This window comes from Halalkalibaculum sp. DA384 (assembly GCF_043951955.1).
Lineage (GTDB): Bacteria > Bacteroidota > Rhodothermia > Balneolales > Balneolaceae > JAMQKA01.
In genome coordinates this window covers 1-14,172 of sequence record NZ_JBINJE010000034.1, presented here as the reverse complement: position 1 = coordinate 14,172, position 14,172 = coordinate 1, and the positions used below count along the sequence as shown (strand labels likewise).

Genomic DNA, 14,172 nt, shown 5'->3' with positions numbered 1-14,172 from the left:
AGATGTAATTTGGGCAGTGTTCCCGTATCTCTGTACAGTGCATTGAACATGGTATCATTCCCGGAAGTGCGGCAGCGTAAACCAGAAGGTAGAGCCCCGTTCCAGCTGGCTGTCCACATGGATATCCCGGCCGTGGGCGCTGAGGATACTTTTGACGACCGCCAGCCCCAGCCCCGTACCTCCCTTGTCGCGCGATCGCGCCTTGTCGGTCCGGTAGAACCGGTCGAACAGCCGGTCCAGGTGCTCCTGTGAAATTCCGATTCCGGTATCCTTTACCTGCACCCTCACCTCTCCGTCGCTCTGCTGGTAAGTTAAGGCTATCGACCCTTCATTGGTATATTTAATAGCATTGGATACAAGGTTATCGACCACCTGCTCAATTTTCCCGGGATCGCCAATCACCTTGCAGGAGTGGGTATCCACCTTCAGTTCGACCGATTTTTCCCGGGCCTTGTCGTCATACAGCTCCCGGACATGATGAGCAATCTCGGAAAGGTCGAACACCTGCTCTTCAATAAAATACTCATCTGAATCATAGCGCTGCAGGGTCATCAAATCCTTGAAGAGGCGGCCAATCCGGTCTGTTTGTGTTTGCGCATTCTTGAGATATTTTTTTCGCTGCTCCCCGGGGAGATTTTCCATCTCCAACAGCTCGAGAGCTCCGGAGATGGTGTGCAGGGGATTGCGGATTTCATGGGTGATGTCGGCAAAAAACTGCTGCTGCTTGAGGGCCGACTTCTTAATTTTTTCAGTATCCTTCCGCAGCTTCGAGGCCATCTGGTTGAGCGACTCCGCCAGCGTGCCAAATTCATCCTTACGGTTCAGGTCGATCTGCTTGTCCACATCACCCGCTGCTATCTGCCTGGCCACATTCTTGATCTCGGTGATCGGTTTCGTGAGGTAGCGCGCAATCCATATACTCACGATGATGACAAGACCTATGGAGATAAACATCCCGTAATAGATAATCCAGCGGATCGTCTTAATCGGGGCGTAAATCTGGTCTTTAAACTGGCTAACCCGGATATATCGTGCGGCATTGCCGCTGTTGGGCAGGTATGCGTAGCTGATCAGCTTGGTATTTTCGGGCTCGTTTTGTACCAGGGGAACCTTGTTGCGGGCCTCCAGCGTTACCTGCAGATCGTGCTTCAGGTATCTCGCAAGGTCAGTGAGCCCGGTATCGGGATAGGTGGAAAACAGCACCCCGTCATTGTCGTACAGTGCCAGCTGATAGCCCGATGTCTCAGCCGCCTCGCGAAACGAAGATTCAAAATCATCCCCGGCCGCCAGGTTTTCTATCGTCACCGCCAGCCACTGCGTATCCTTCTGGATCTGTTCCACCCCCTCCTCCAGCATGTAATTCCTGATAAAAAGGATGGAGTAGCTGCTGATGGCCGTAATGCCGAATATCAACAGTATAATGAAAGTCCATGCCAGCTTGGAGCGTATACTCATATTTTAACTCTATTGTAACAATTTCCAACACAGATTGTGCCGGCTGAATCCTGCTTGTTCAACTCGAAACCCTGGACCATATCATCGGCACAAACGGGGATCAAACGCCTACCAGGTCGCGATTCAACCCGTACCCGATGCCGCGGTATGTTTTGATGATCTTTCCCGCATCGCCCATTTTTAGTCGCAGGTTTTTTACATGCACATCCACGGTGCGGTCAAAGACGAAGTGATCATCCTCGGTGATATGCTCCAGTATCTCCTGCCGGCTGTACACCCGTTTGGGATTCTGGTAAAAAAGCTCGATAAGGGTATATTCCGTCGAGGTAAGTTCTACTTTTTCGTCATCTACATACAGCTCCTTGGCATCCACATCCAGGTAGGTATTGCCATACTGCAGCCAGTTTGCCTTTTGGGGATTTTGACGCCTCAGCAGGGTTTCGACATGCGCTTTTACCAGGTTCAGGCTGGCGGGCTTTGATATATAGTCATCGGCTCCCAGCTCGAGGCCTTCTATCTCATCCTTCTCTTTGTCCTTTGCCGTAAGGAAAATCACCGGAATATCATTCAACACCGGGTGACTCCGGATTCTACGGCAGATCTCCTTTCCATCCACATTGGGAACCATAATATCGAGAACCGCAATATGGATATCACTGGCCCTCCGGTCGATCAGGTCGAGAGCGTCATTGCCCTCGTGGGCTACCAGGACTTCATAATCATTCATTTCCAAAAAATTGGCCAGCATTTCCGCCGGCTCTTTTTCATCTTCTACTAACAATATGGTGTGCTTGTGTGCCAAAACTGCTCATTTTGTTAACATTACGCCTGAAAATACAAAAACTCAGATAGAAAGCAGGGACCGAACAACGAAAATAAATTCCGGTTGTGCGATTAACCGCTTGATACCTTATCATCCAGAGAATCAGATATTTACCGAAACTGCTTAAAACGCGCAAGAATTATGTCTTTTGAGGATAAAACAGTCTGGATCACCGGTGCCTCCTCCGGTATTGGAGAAGCCTTGACCTATGCCCTGAGCAAAAGGGGGAGCAAGCTGATCATCTCCTCGCGCCGGGAACAAGCCCTGGAACGCGTTCGGCGGCAGTGCGCCATCCCTTCCGAGGTAGAGATTATTCCGCTGGATCTGACCGAAACCGGCACCCTGCCCCAAAAGGCGGAACAGGCCCGTTCCGCTTTTGGCCATATCGACTACCTCTTTAACAACGGGGGGATTAGCCAGCGCTCCCTGGCTGTTGACACCGATATGGAGGTCGTTCGGAAAGTAATGGAGGTCAATTTTTTTGGTACGGTGGCCTTAACAAAAGCAGTGCTTCCCGCAATGAAGCAGCGACAGTCGGGACATATTGTGGTAACCAGCAGCGTGATGGGCAAATTCGGCACCCGGCTTCGTTCAGCGTATGCGGCCTCCAAGCACGCCCTGCACGGCTGGTTCGACTGCCTGCGCCAGGAGATCCACGACGACAATATCAAGGTCTCCCTGGTGTGCCCGGGTTTCATCAAAACCGACGTCACGCTCAACGCCCTTGAAGGCGACGGATCCAAACACAACAAAATGGGCGAAGGACAGAAAAAAGGGATGAAACCGTCCACTTTTGCGCAAAAACTGCTCCCCAAGATACTCCGGGAAAAGGAAGAAATTTACATCGGGGGCATGGAACTGATGGGGGTTTACCTGAAGCGGATCTCGCCGAGGCTGCTGAATGCGATCCTGAGAAATTCGGACGTGACGTGATCCTGGTGTAGGTTGTTGGCTAACCCGAAGTTCTCAAAAGTATTTTGTATAAGTTTCTGTCACTTTATGGATGACAATACCTTATGTCATTTTTTACTGCCAACTCATCATTACAGTCTGTAAAAGGCTGCGAAATTTGCCCTTCGCCTTGCTGAAAAACAAATTTCTTGGTGAGATCCGGGCTAATTTTGATTTCCTTGCTCAAGGAGTCTTACGCATTTTCCCGTTGTATCGTGTTTCTTGTGTCTGAGCAAAAGCGAACCCGACAATTATCTGGCGGTATTTTTTTGCTGGGGGCTCAACAATCCACAGGCCGGTTGGGATAGATCCCAATTTCTTGGATAAAAGCGGGTCAGACAGGCCTCCAGTCCACAAGGAAGAAAAGGGGAACAGCACGGCATTATTCGCTTACGGCTGGCGACGGCCATCCAGTATTGAAAAAATCTCACCGGCGATATCATAAATTTTTGTGCCAACAGGATCACCGTTCAGCTGCTGGTTTTCAAGGATAATAATCGTCCATCGCGGGTCGGGGACCCGTACCAGCAGGGAGTTGAAACCGGGATGCGATCCCCGGTGCCAAACCAGGCGGTAGGGCTCTGGTTCAGGCCGTGAATTTGTGGAGAAATCGAACGGTGACTTTAGAAAACGGGCTACCTCATCGACGTAAGCCTCCCCCGCGATCCACCCGTAGCCGTAATTTCCCTCCCGGGGCGTCATCATCTGCTGGCGGGTTTCCTCCATCAGCAGGCGATCGCTGTACAGCAGCTGCTCCCACTGATAGAGGTCATGAACAGCCGAATAGATGCCGCCCGCGGCATAGGCGGTCGAGGGGCTTTGATAGGGGGCTTTCTCGTAGTAGTCGCTGGAGATCCGTTCATAACCTTCCGCCATCTGTTCAATTATCATGCCGTTGAACTGGTAGCCGGTATCACCAAGGCGACCCGGATCCAGAACCTGCTCCTGGAGCACCCGGCTGTAGGACATACCGGTCACTTTTTCAATAATCACTCCCAGCAGGTAGTAGTTTGAGTTACTGTACCTGAACCCGGTACCTGGCTCAAATGCCAGCTCTTTTGAGGCGATAAGCTCTGTAAAACTGGCCGGTTGTACATTTACCCGGCTCGTGGTATCCACCCAGTTGGTGAAATTGGTGTAACTGGGAATACCGGAAGTGTGGCTCAGCAAGTGGCGTATAGTCACGTCAGCAACATATTCAGCAGGAAAATCGGGCAGGTACTGAACAATCAGATCATCCAGCGACAAGCTACCCTGCTCCACCAGCTGCAAAACGAGCATGGCGGTAAACGGTTTCGTCAGCGAGGCGATCCGAAACCGCGTTTCCGGGCTGTTGGGGATATCCCAGGAACGATTGGCCATCCCGTATCCGGCACTGAACACCTCTCCCGAGCGGGCTACCAGTATCGACCCGCTGAAGAGATCCTTTTCTTCATAAGATGCCACCAGGCTGTCGATGCTCTGGGACAGCGCCGGCTGAGCGTACAGGGGCCCTGAAACCGAAAGCAGAAACACCATATTGAGCAGAACGATCTTTATATTCATTTCACTCCTGAGATCTATCCACCTATGCAAATCGAATATATTCACTTAGTTCCGATTATTTAACCAAGCTTTTTGCGCTTGTTCAGGTATGCCAAAAGGGCCAGGTCAAATGAACTTTGCGTGTCTACCTCTTCAAAATCGATTTGGAACTCGCTGCACGCCATTTTAAACTGATGGGTATATTCGGCAACTTTCTTTTTGTAGTCCTCTTTTACCTGCGCCGGCAAAACCTCCATTTCCGTGCCTGTCTCCATATCCTGCATGCGGAACCGGTGATCGGGAAAATCCAGCTCTCGCTCACTTTTTTTCTCCATTACGTTAAACACCAATACCTCGTGCTTGCGGTGCCGCAGGTGCTTCAGTGCCGATATGAGCTGTTCATGCTTATCAACATTCTCGAACAGGTCGGTCACAATAACCACCAGGCTGCGATGCTTTAACCGTTCAGCCACTTCGTGGATAACGCGGGCCGAAGCCGTTTTACGGCGGTCCTGCGGTCCCTTTTCCTCCTGTTCCAGCCGCTTTTCCAGCTCACCAAATATAAGCCGAAGATGCGAATACGAAGATTTGGCGGGAATAAAATGCTCAATTTTATCATTAAAAGGTATCAGCCCCGTGGCATCGCGCTGCCGGTGCATCAGGTAAAGCAGGGCTGCACCGAAATTGATGCCATACCGCAATTTGGTCCACTCGGCAAAATGCTTGAAATACATCGAACTGCTGGTATCGAGCAGCAGGTAGGCCCTGAGGTTGGTCTCCTCCTCATACCGCTTCACGTAAAACCGTTCGGTTTTCGCATACACTTTCCAGTCCACATGTTTCAGGTCATCCCCGAAATTATATGGACGATGCTCGGCAAACTCCACACTAAACCCGTAGTACGGGCTTTTGTGCAGACCTGATATGAAGCCCTCCACAATTTTTCGGGCCCTGAGCTCCAGGGGTGCCAATTGTGAAAGCAGTTCCGGGTTAAGCAGCATATAAATTAACTCGTTCGTGGATGCCCGAACAGTACAGGCTTTGTTACCAGCAGATAAAAGTATGCCTATTTCAATGGCAAATAAAAATATTTTTTGTAAAAGAATCTTTTGCAATGATGGAAGTTGCCTGCTTTTCTGCGGGCCCGAAATGTAATATCTTTAAACGATACACATGAATACCAGGTACCTTAATTCTTATGGCACAGGTTATCACCTCGGTCGACCACCTTACCTTTTCTGCTCACAACCTTCCCGCCCTGCCGGCCCCCAAACAGGTGTTGATGGTGGAACCGACCTTTTTTTCAGTGGATTACGCGATCAACCCACATATGGCTGACAACATCGGCAATGTAGATAAAACGGCTGCACGGAACCAGTGGCAGCAGGTACTCGGGGTGTTCAGGCAACTGGGATTTTCGGTTCACCGGCTGGAGGGACAAAAAGGACTGCCCGATATGGTATTCTGTGCGAATCAGAGCCTGCCTTATATCAATCCTGCAGGAAGAAAACAGGTGGTCATGAGTATCATGCATTCGGATATGCGCAAAGAAGAGGTTCCCTACATTGAGCAGTGGTACCGGCAGCAGGGCTATGAAATACGGTACCTGGACCGTGAAAAAGTCCGGGCTTTCGAGGGGTGCGGAGATGCGATCTGGCATTCCGGCCGGCGCCTGCTTTGGGGCGGCTACGGGTACCGGACCTCCAGGGAGGCCTACAAAACCGTTTCCGGGATGCTGGATGTGCCGGTCATGGCCCTCCGGCTTGCGGACGAGCACTTTTATCACCTGGATACCTGCTTCTGCGTATTAAATGAGACCACTGTCCTTATCTACCCGCAAGCGTTTACTGAATCGGGACTTAAACTCATCCACGCCGTTTTCGATCACGTTATTGAAGCCAGCGAAGATGAAGCCAAAGAGCGTTTTGCCTGCAACGCCTCCTGCCCGGACGGCAAAAACGTGATCATCCAACAGGGCTGCAGAGAGGTCAACAGCAAGCTAAGGGAGGCCGGCTTTACCATTCACGAAGTGGAGACCTCGGAATACCTGAAAAGCGGCGGAAGCGTATTCTGCATGAAGCAACTCCTCTGGTGAGGTACTGTCGTTTAAAAGGCGGGGTTACAACTCTGTACCGAGATTGATTTTAGATGATCAACAGTTATCCGGGAATGAAATTGGCAGCAAGACCGGCTTCCTCTTCTCCCTCACCCGACTCTTCGATTCCCCGCTTTTCCTCCATGAAACAAAGAAGGCCTGCTCCGCAATGGAACAGGCCTTCTGCTCAAAGTCTGAATATCTTCAAACTATTTGTAATCCAAGCTTACAACGTTCGTTGCGCTTAAACCTTTTGGTGTTTCCTCGACGTCAAATTCGACGGCTTCATCATCCTCTAAGCCCTGGTTCGGTCCAAGAGCGTCTACGTTATTTCTATGAACGAAGACATCTTTGCCTCCATCATCAGGTTTGATAAATCCAAATCCTTTTTGAGTGTCAAAAAACTTTACTTTTCCTTGTTGTGCCATTGGTACTGTGTGTTTTTTATGCACCTATAGGTTCATCTTATGAAAGGAGTTGGGTTAACGCGTCTTTCCAAAAAAATAATAATACAGGTGAGTAATTAAATATAACGCCCTAACATACGCCTAATTATCGGGAATACCTATTTTTTTGACAGAAAAAATCGCTTCCTGAAAATATCTCCTCTTCGGGCACACTGTTCCTGGCGTAGTCATTGGTTGATTGGTGTACCAGCGTTCTTCCTGGGATCCGGGTAATTCTATGGACCTTTGCGGAACCTGTTATGTGGTTGGGAGGGGGTTGTACCACCGACCCTGTTTACTTTTTTAAACGTGAGTACAACTCCCTCATAACGGGGAATAGCGGATTTTACAAAGCCCTCTAAGAGAAAACTATCGGATTGTCTATAATTCATATGACAAGGATCTCGTCCATATTTTGAAGGTATCCCATTCAACAACAAGTTGATGATGCACAGTTGCCAGATAATTTAATTTGACTGTAATTTCTTCTTTAGCTACATTTTTGACTGAACGATTAGTCAACAGAAGAGGGGGGGGGGCTGGAAACCAAGGTTTGTTAGTACACCCATGCCCCCGCGGATTCGAAACCGCAGGTTGCTGCTCATACCTGGGGAGGTTGAATTTTCGGGCAAAAAAGTGCTCAGAAAACCGGTTTTTAAGACTCTGTAAATGTGATGACCATGTCACCCAGAACACCCGAACAAAATGAAGAGATCCGGGAACAAACCCGCAACCAGATCAAGGAGGCCGCCTTTCAGTTGTTTGCAAAAGAGGGCTTTTCCAACACCTCGGTACGCAGGGTTGCCGAAAAAGCTGCAGTTTCAAAGGGACTGATCTACCATTATTTCTCCAGCAAGGAGGAGATATTGGTATCTATTTTTGAAGATCTGCAGGAGATGGGGAAAGAGGCCACAACTTTCCCCGACGGGTGTTCCCCTGCCGAATGCCTGGAACTGATGCTGGAAAAAGTATTCGGTTATATTGAAGAATCATCGGAGATCATGCGACTGATGATCTCTTTAGCCCTGCAGCCGGATGCGGTGGCCAAACTCCAGCCCCATATTCAGAAGGAAAACGAACGGCAGGTCAGGCTGCTGTCGGAATTGCTGGAAAAGCTGGGGTATGACGATCCCGAGGATGAAGCCTACTACCTGGCGGCCAAGCTGGATGGCGTGGCGCTGGGCTGCATCACCATGGGCAAGGAGTATCCCTACACAACAATCAAACAAAAAATCCTGGATGAATATGTGCACCCCAAAGAAGATCGCTAGTTCTCTTTTGCTGTCTCTTACACTCGCGCTGCCGGCACTGGCGCAGGATGCCACCGAGATTGTACGGCAGGCCGACCTGAAGATGCGGGGTGAGAGCTCGCGGGCGGAAATCACGATGAAGATCATACGCCCCAACTGGGATCGTTCGCTCACTATTAAATCCTGGAACAAGGGCGATGAGTACAGCCTGATGCTGGTGACAGCCCCGGCCCGCGACGAAGGCACGGCCTACCTGAAGCGGGGCAACGAAATCTGGAACTGGCTGCCGAACATCAACCGGACAATCAAGCTGCCGCCCTCCATGATGAGTCAGTCGTGGATGGGTTCCGACTTTTCGAACAACGATCTCGTGCGCGAATCCTCCATCGTTACCGACTATACGCACGAAATTGTGGGTGACACCACTATTAGCGGCTACGACTGCTACAATATCGAAATGATACCCACGCCCGAGGCCCCGGTCGTCTGGGGCAAGGTGAATGTATTTATATCCAAAGAGGAGTACCTGCAGCTGCGCACCGAGTTTTACGATGAGGATAGCACGCTCATGCGAACCATGACGGGCTCGAAGGTGGAAGAGCTGGATGGACGGTTTATCCCGACGTACATGGAGATGGAACCGACGGACGAGCCCGGGAATAAAACGGTGCTCATGTACAACGAAATTGAATTTGATATCGACATTTCGGAGAGCTTCTTCAGCATACAGAATATGAAACGCGTTGAATGACAGTTGATGCCTGTTGCAAAATGCGTAATGCGAAGAAGAAACAATCTCTGATAATTGATAACTGAACACTAAACATGCTCGCATTTAAACTGGCCTGGCGGAATATCTGGAGGAACAGGCGGCGTACCATCATTACACTGGCTTCCATCGTGGTGGCCGTGGCGCTTTCTGCCATCACACGCTCCAGCCAGGAGGGACAGTATGACAACATGATAGAGAGCACGGTGGGTACTTTCACCGGGTATATCCAGGTTCACGCCAACGGGTACTGGGATGAACAGACGTTAAATAACAGCTTCGTTTTGTCCGACTCGCTACAGCAACAGGTACGCCAGGTGGAATCAGTGACGACAATTGCCCCGCGTATCGAGTCATACGCCCTGGCGGCCACCAGCGAGCAGAGCCGTCCGGCCATGGTGATGGGTATCGACGTAGAAGCCGAACGAGCCCTCAGCGCCCCGCAAAACCGGCTTCGGGAGGGCCGCTATTTTGAATCGAACAGCGAGCAGGCGGCCCTTGTGGGCCATGAACTGATGGAACGACTCGACGCGCAGATCGGGGACAGCCTGGTACTCATCGGCCAGGGATACCGCGGGATGAACGCCACCGGGCTCTACCCCATCAGGGGAACGGTTTCCTATCCGAACCCGCAGCTAAACAGCAGCCTGGTCTACCTGCCGCTGGAGGCTGCACAGAACTTTTTTGTTGCCCCCGACCGAATCACCACCGCGGCCCTCATTCTTGATGATGCCCGGGAGGTTCAACCTTCTGTTCAGCAGCTCCGAAATCGTCTTTCGCCGGACCGGTACGAGGTGATGTCCTGGGAAGAACTCATGCCCGAGCTGCAGCAGGCGATTCAGGCCGACCGCGGCAGCGGCATCATCATACTGATGGTGCTCTATATGGTTGTCGGATTCGGCATCCTGGGCACCGTACTCATGATGGTCTCGGAACGCACCTACGAATTTGGGGTGATGCTGTCGGTGGGCACCCCGCGTTCCATGATCCTGAAGATCCTTTCCTGCGAAGTGATCCTCATCTCAATGCTGGGCTCGGGGCTCGGTATCCTGGTGAGCCTGCCGATCTCGTGGTATTTCAATGTCAACCCGATCCAGCTCACCGGCGATATGGAGTCGGCCCTGCAGCAGTACGCGATGGAGCCCGTACTCCAATTCTCTGTCGCGCCGGATATCTTCCTCAACCAGGCGGTCATCGTATTTTTCATTACCCTGCTGTTCAGCCTGGTACCGATTATCCGGGCCATCCGTCTTAATCCTGTAGAAGCGATGAGGGGGTAATCATGTTTTTAAAAATCATCAGTCTCGGCTGGAAAAATGTGTGGCGTAATCCCACGCGGAGTGGCGTCGTGGTAGTTGCAGTACTGCTGGGGGTCTGGGCCGGTGTTTTCCTCTCGGCATTTATGAACGGCATGGCGCAGGGATATCTCCAGAATCAGCTCAATCTTTCCGTGGGACATATCCAGATCACGCATCCCCGGTTTGAGGACCAATTTAATCCCACCTGCGAAATCCCCGATGCCGATAAAGTCATTGACAGGCTGGAAGCCGAATCCCACGTCACGGAAATTCGCCCGCAAAGCCTGAGCACCGGCCTGGCCCAGAGCGCCTCCAACAGCTACGGCGTATCCATTCACGGGATAAATTCGAAAACAGACAGCACAAACCCTGTTCAGCAATACCTGGTGGAGGGAGATATGCTGCAGGGCGTAAGCCGAAACCCGGTGGTCATCGGGCGCGAACTGGCCGAACGGCTCGATCTTGATTTAAAATCAAGAATGGTGCTCAGCTTCCAGGATGTCAACGGAAACATTACCGCCGGGGCCTTCCGCGTGGCCGGGATTTTTGATTCCCCCAACAACAACTACGACAACGGCAACGTCTTTGTAGAAGCAACCGACCTCAACAGCCTGCTGGAAAAGGAGGACCTCACGCACAAAATAACGCTCAAAGTGGATGATTTCGGGCAGGCTGAACACTATGCACAGCAGCTTGCCAGCCAGTTCCCGAACCTGAATGTCACATCCTGGGGAGATATCGCCCCGGAATTACGATATGTGTACAGCGTGATGGACGTGACTCTTTACATTTTCATGGTCATCATTGTCATTGCGCTGGTCTTCAGCATCATCAATACCATGCTGATGGCGATCCTGGAGCGCACCCGCGAACTCGGCATGCTGATGGCGGTGGGCATGAACAAAGTGAGGCTGTTTATGATGATTCTCTCGGAGACGGTTTTCCTTACCATGACCGGTGCTCCACTGGGACTGCTGTGCAGCTGGATCTCCATCGACCTGCTTAAAGAGACTGGAATCAACCTGAGCGCTTTTGCGGAGGGATTGAATGCCTACGGGATGAGTACCGTCATCTATCCCGAAATCGAGGCAATCTACTATCTCAATATCGCACTGATGATTGCGGTGGCTGCCCTGCTATCTTCACTGTACCCGGCCTGGAAAACCCTGAAGCTAAAACCGGTGGAAGCGATTCGGAAGATTTGATGGCAGGGGTAGCGGGTTCAATAAGTTTTTAACCAGGGAATAAGAATTTGAACAAAGTTACCTTCATAAAACGATACAAAAACACCCGGCAACCCGTAATACGAAATCCATAACGCCATACCATGCCAGTAATAACTACTCACGGAGTCACCAAAGTGTATAACAAAGAACAGGTGCCGGTGCATGCCCTGCGCGGGGTGGATCTTGCCATTGACAAGGGGGAGTTTACCGCCATCGTGGGACCCTCGGGCTCCGGTAAAACGACGCTGCTCAATATCATCGGCGGACTCGATTCGCCCACGGAGGGATCGGTCACCGTACAGGGGACAGACCTGGGTACGCTTTCCGACAGCGAGCTGATCAATTTCCGGCTGCACCATATCGGGTTTGTATTCCAGGCCTACAACCTGATTCCGGTACTCACCTCCATAGAAAATGTCTCTTTTGTCATGCAGATGCAGGGTCGCCCGGCCAAAGAGTGCCGGGAGAAGAGCATTCACCTGTTGGAGGAGGTTGGCCTGGCAGACAAGATCGACAAGCGTCCCTCCGAGCTTTCCGGCGGCCAGCAGCAGCGGGTGGCCGTGGCACGGGCCCTGGCTTCGAAACCGGATTTTGTGCTGGCCGACGAGCCAACCGCCAATCTCGATTCGGTATCCTCCGGCGAGCTGCTGGATATGATGGCCGAACTCAATGACAAGGAACAGATGACCTTTGTCTTTTCCACGCATGATCAGCGGGTCATCGACCGGGCCCGCCGCGTGGTTACACTCGTAGATGGTCAAATTGACCGGGATGAGATCCGATAAAGTTACGTGGCATCAGCTTGGAGACCCGTATATCGATTTCCGTATTGATACCCGCTTAGATAAATTGAAGAATTTATTATGAAATTTTTTACCCGCATGGACATTCGCTTTCGTTCCCCTTTGGGAGGAGGCTCTTTGACTATGAACCTTCTGCGGGGTGTGCTCCTGCTAGCAGCCACCATACTCTATTTACCGATAAATTCAAATGCCCAGGACGATGCATTCGATATTGATTTCAGTGGTTACGTGAAAGAACTGGGGCAACTTTCCATCAGCAACGACTTTTCCATGCTCCGTTACGATAACATTCTGCACCACCGGCTGGAAAGTGACTGGACGCTGCACGATCAACTGGAATTTCGCGCCGACCTGCGCACCCGGCTGCTGCACGGATATTCCATCGAACATACACCCGGCCTGAAGCAATTTTATGAGCAGGATCCCAATTATTTTGATCTCTCCCGGGTTTGGCACTCTGGTGATCACTCGCTTCTGCACTCCCAGATCGACCGGCTGCATGCGAGCTACATCAACGGCCCGTTTGAGCTGCACGTGGGGCGCCAGCGACTGAACTGGGGACGCACCTACGTGTGGAATCCCAACGACCTGTTCAACGCCTATTCCTATCTCAATTTTGATTACGAGGAACGGCCGGGCGTGGATGCCATAAGTGCGCAGTACAGCTGGAGCTACGCCTCAGGTGTGGAGGCCGGCTACCGAATCGGCGACACATTTGACGAATCCGTGATCGGGGGCATGGTGCACACCAGCCTGGCCAGCTATGATGTACAGTTTGTGGCCGGCCACTACCTGGAGTACGCGGTACTGGGAGCCGGATGGGCTGGCTACCTGCGGGATTCGGGCTTCAAGGGGGAACTCACCTATTTCCACCCGGAGGATCGTTTTTTTGGGGATACGGGCCATTTTACCGCTACCGCCGGCATCGATTACATGCTGGACAACGGCGTCTATCTGCAGGGAGAGCTCCTGTACAACGGCGGGTACCGGCGTCAAGGGGCAGCCCTGCAGGAACTCACGCGTCCCCCCAGCGCAGACAACCTGTTCATTGCCCGCAGCGCTTTCTTCCTGAACGGCTCCTACCAGCTTCATCCCCTGGTGAGTGGCAACCTCGGATTTATGGGCAGCTTCGACCGATCGATATTTATCCTCATTCCCCAGATCTCCGTATCTCTCGCTGAAAACTTCGACTTCCTGGTCTTGTCGCAACTTCTCAAGGGATCGGTGCTTGACGGGTTAACCGAAACTCCAAATCTGCTCTTTTTTCGCCTCAAATGGTCGTACTGACAGACATGAGACGTGAGGGGTTGTTCGGAAAAACAACTAATAACTAATTCCTAACAGCAAATAACTAGAACCCTTACGGGGTTTGTTCACACAAAAAGGTACAATTCTATCATCGGCAAGGAGCAATTGTGACCTTTTGAGGAGGGAAGCCCTATTTAACGTGAGTTCGAGATAAGAAAAGTACTTATTTCGAATAAAAAAGCGGAAGATTCAGTATATTTAAGTCGTTGCGCAACATAAACTTA

Annotated in this window: 13 protein-coding genes; 8 read left to right on the top strand and 5 right to left on the bottom strand. The window is 51.3% G+C overall.

All coding sequences use genetic code 11. From position 1 onward, the window contains the following. Window positions 1-54: 54 nt before the first annotated feature. Together ACG2E4_RS15375 and ACG2E4_RS15370 are read right to left on the bottom strand one after the other, a co-directional pair. The gene (locus ACG2E4_RS15375) at window positions 55-1,455 is read right to left on the bottom strand and encodes a sensor histidine kinase (protein WP_395277121.1); all 1,401 of its coding nucleotides are present in this window, start codon (window positions 1,453-1,455) and stop codon (window positions 55-57) included. 100 nt (window positions 1,456-1,555) lie between these two features. Next, a complete protein-coding gene (locus ACG2E4_RS15370; protein ID WP_395258243.1) occupies window positions 1,556-2,257 on the bottom strand; it encodes a response regulator transcription factor in 702 nt (233 codons plus the stop codon). A gap of 162 nt (window positions 2,258-2,419) precedes the next feature. On the opposite strand from ACG2E4_RS15370, the gene ACG2E4_RS15365 reads away from it, so the two are divergent. Continuing rightward, the gene (locus ACG2E4_RS15365; protein WP_395277120.1) at window positions 2,420-3,211 is read left to right on the top strand and encodes an SDR family oxidoreductase; all 792 of its coding nucleotides are present in this window, start codon (window positions 2,420-2,422) and stop codon (window positions 3,209-3,211) included. Window positions 3,212-3,619: 408 nt separating this feature from the next. On the opposite strand, the gene ACG2E4_RS15360 is transcribed toward ACG2E4_RS15365, so the two are convergent. Both ACG2E4_RS15360 and ACG2E4_RS15355 read right to left on the bottom strand, forming a co-directional pair. Further along, window positions 3,620-4,774, bottom strand: a complete 1,155-nt coding sequence (locus ACG2E4_RS15360; RefSeq protein ID WP_395277119.1) for a serine hydrolase domain-containing protein — start codon at window positions 4,772-4,774, stop codon at window positions 3,620-3,622. A gap of 59 nt (window positions 4,775-4,833) precedes the next feature. Continuing rightward, window positions 4,834-5,754 carry a DUF58 domain-containing protein gene (locus ACG2E4_RS15355; protein ID WP_395258250.1) on the bottom strand — a complete coding sequence of 307 codons (921 nt, stop codon included), beginning with the start codon at window positions 5,752-5,754 and terminating at the stop codon, window positions 4,834-4,836. Window positions 5,755-5,951: 197 nt separating this feature from the next. Between ACG2E4_RS15355 and ACG2E4_RS15350 the strand changes: the two genes are divergently transcribed. After that, window positions 5,952-6,848: a dimethylarginine dimethylaminohydrolase family protein gene (locus ACG2E4_RS15350; protein ID WP_395277118.1), complete on the top strand. Its 897-nt coding sequence runs from the start codon at window positions 5,952-5,954 to the stop codon at window positions 6,846-6,848. Window positions 6,849-7,057: 209 nt separating this feature from the next. Here ACG2E4_RS15350 and ACG2E4_RS15345 read toward each other — a convergent pair whose 3' ends face one another. Then, the gene (locus ACG2E4_RS15345) at window positions 7,058-7,276 is read right to left on the bottom strand and encodes a cold-shock protein (protein ID WP_395258253.1); all 219 of its coding nucleotides are present in this window, start codon (window positions 7,274-7,276) and stop codon (window positions 7,058-7,060) included. Window positions 7,277-7,974: 698 nt separating this feature from the next. Between ACG2E4_RS15345 and ACG2E4_RS15340 the strand changes: the two genes are divergently transcribed. The 6 genes from ACG2E4_RS15340 (at window position 7,975) to ACG2E4_RS15315 (ending at window position 13,927) form a co-directional block, all read left to right on the top strand. After that, window positions 7,975-8,565 (top strand): TetR/AcrR family transcriptional regulator, encoded by a 591-nt coding sequence (locus ACG2E4_RS15340; RefSeq protein ID WP_395258255.1) that lies wholly within the window; start codon window positions 7,975-7,977, stop codon window positions 8,563-8,565. Beyond that, the gene (locus ACG2E4_RS15335) at window positions 8,534-9,295 is read left to right on the top strand and encodes an outer membrane lipoprotein-sorting protein (protein WP_395277117.1); all 762 of its coding nucleotides are present in this window, start codon (window positions 8,534-8,536) and stop codon (window positions 9,293-9,295) included. The genes ACG2E4_RS15340 and ACG2E4_RS15335 overlap by 32 nt, the downstream gene beginning before the upstream one ends. A 74-nt stretch (window positions 9,296-9,369) precedes the next feature. Further along, window positions 9,370-10,593 (top strand): ABC transporter permease, encoded by a 1,224-nt coding sequence (locus ACG2E4_RS15330; RefSeq protein WP_395277116.1) that lies wholly within the window; start codon window positions 9,370-9,372, stop codon window positions 10,591-10,593. A gap of 2 nt (window positions 10,594-10,595) precedes the next feature. Continuing rightward, window positions 10,596-11,816, top strand: coding sequence for an ABC transporter permease (locus ACG2E4_RS15325; protein ID WP_395277115.1), 1,221 nt, complete (start codon window positions 10,596-10,598; stop codon window positions 11,814-11,816). A 122-nt stretch (window positions 11,817-11,938) separates the two neighbouring features. Continuing rightward, window positions 11,939-12,622, top strand: a complete 684-nt coding sequence (locus tag ACG2E4_RS15320) for an ABC transporter ATP-binding protein (RefSeq protein WP_395258263.1) — start codon at window positions 11,939-11,941, stop codon at window positions 12,620-12,622. 78 nt (window positions 12,623-12,700) lie between these two features. Continuing rightward, window positions 12,701-13,927, top strand: coding sequence for a hypothetical protein (locus tag ACG2E4_RS15315; protein ID WP_395277114.1), 1,227 nt, complete (start codon window positions 12,701-12,703; stop codon window positions 13,925-13,927). The last annotated feature ends 245 nt before the right edge of the window (window positions 13,928-14,172 follow it).

What these genes read in the sequence shown, in the direction of transcription:
- ACG2E4_RS15350 (WP_395277118.1), top strand. Translation starts at nt 5,952, where the DNA reads ATGGCACAGGTTATCACCTCGGTCGACCACCTTACCTTTTCTGCTCAC.
- ACG2E4_RS15330 (WP_395277116.1), top strand. Translation starts at nt 9,370, where the DNA reads ATGCTCGCATTTAAACTGGCCTGGCGGAATATCTGGAGGAACAGGCGG.
- ACG2E4_RS15360 (WP_395277119.1), bottom strand. Translation starts at nt 4,774, where the DNA reads ATGAATATAAAGATCGTTCTGCTCAATATGGTGTTTCTGCTTTCGGTT.
- ACG2E4_RS15320 (WP_395258263.1), top strand. Translation starts at nt 11,939, where the DNA reads ATGCCAGTAATAACTACTCACGGAGTCACCAAAGTGTATAACAAAGAA.
- ACG2E4_RS15335 (WP_395277117.1), top strand. Translation starts at nt 8,534, where the DNA reads ATGAATATGTGCACCCCAAAGAAGATCGCTAGTTCTCTTTTGCTGTCT.
- ACG2E4_RS15375 (WP_395277121.1), bottom strand. Translation starts at nt 1,455, where the DNA reads ATGAGTATACGCTCCAAGCTGGCATGGACTTTCATTATACTGTTGATA.
- ACG2E4_RS15355 (WP_395258250.1), bottom strand. Translation starts at nt 5,754, where the DNA reads ATGCTGCTTAACCCGGAACTGCTTTCACAATTGGCACCCCTGGAGCTC.
- ACG2E4_RS15325 (WP_395277115.1), top strand. Translation starts at nt 10,596, where the DNA reads ATGTTTTTAAAAATCATCAGTCTCGGCTGGAAAAATGTGTGGCGTAAT.
- ACG2E4_RS15345 (WP_395258253.1), bottom strand. Translation starts at nt 7,276, where the DNA reads ATGGCACAACAAGGAAAAGTAAAGTTTTTTGACACTCAAAAAGGATTT.
- ACG2E4_RS15340 (WP_395258255.1), top strand. Translation starts at nt 7,975, where the DNA reads ATGTCACCCAGAACACCCGAACAAAATGAAGAGATCCGGGAACAAACC.
- ACG2E4_RS15365 (WP_395277120.1), top strand. Translation starts at nt 2,420, where the DNA reads ATGTCTTTTGAGGATAAAACAGTCTGGATCACCGGTGCCTCCTCCGGT.
- ACG2E4_RS15315 (WP_395277114.1), top strand. Translation starts at nt 12,701, where the DNA reads ATGAAATTTTTTACCCGCATGGACATTCGCTTTCGTTCCCCTTTGGGA.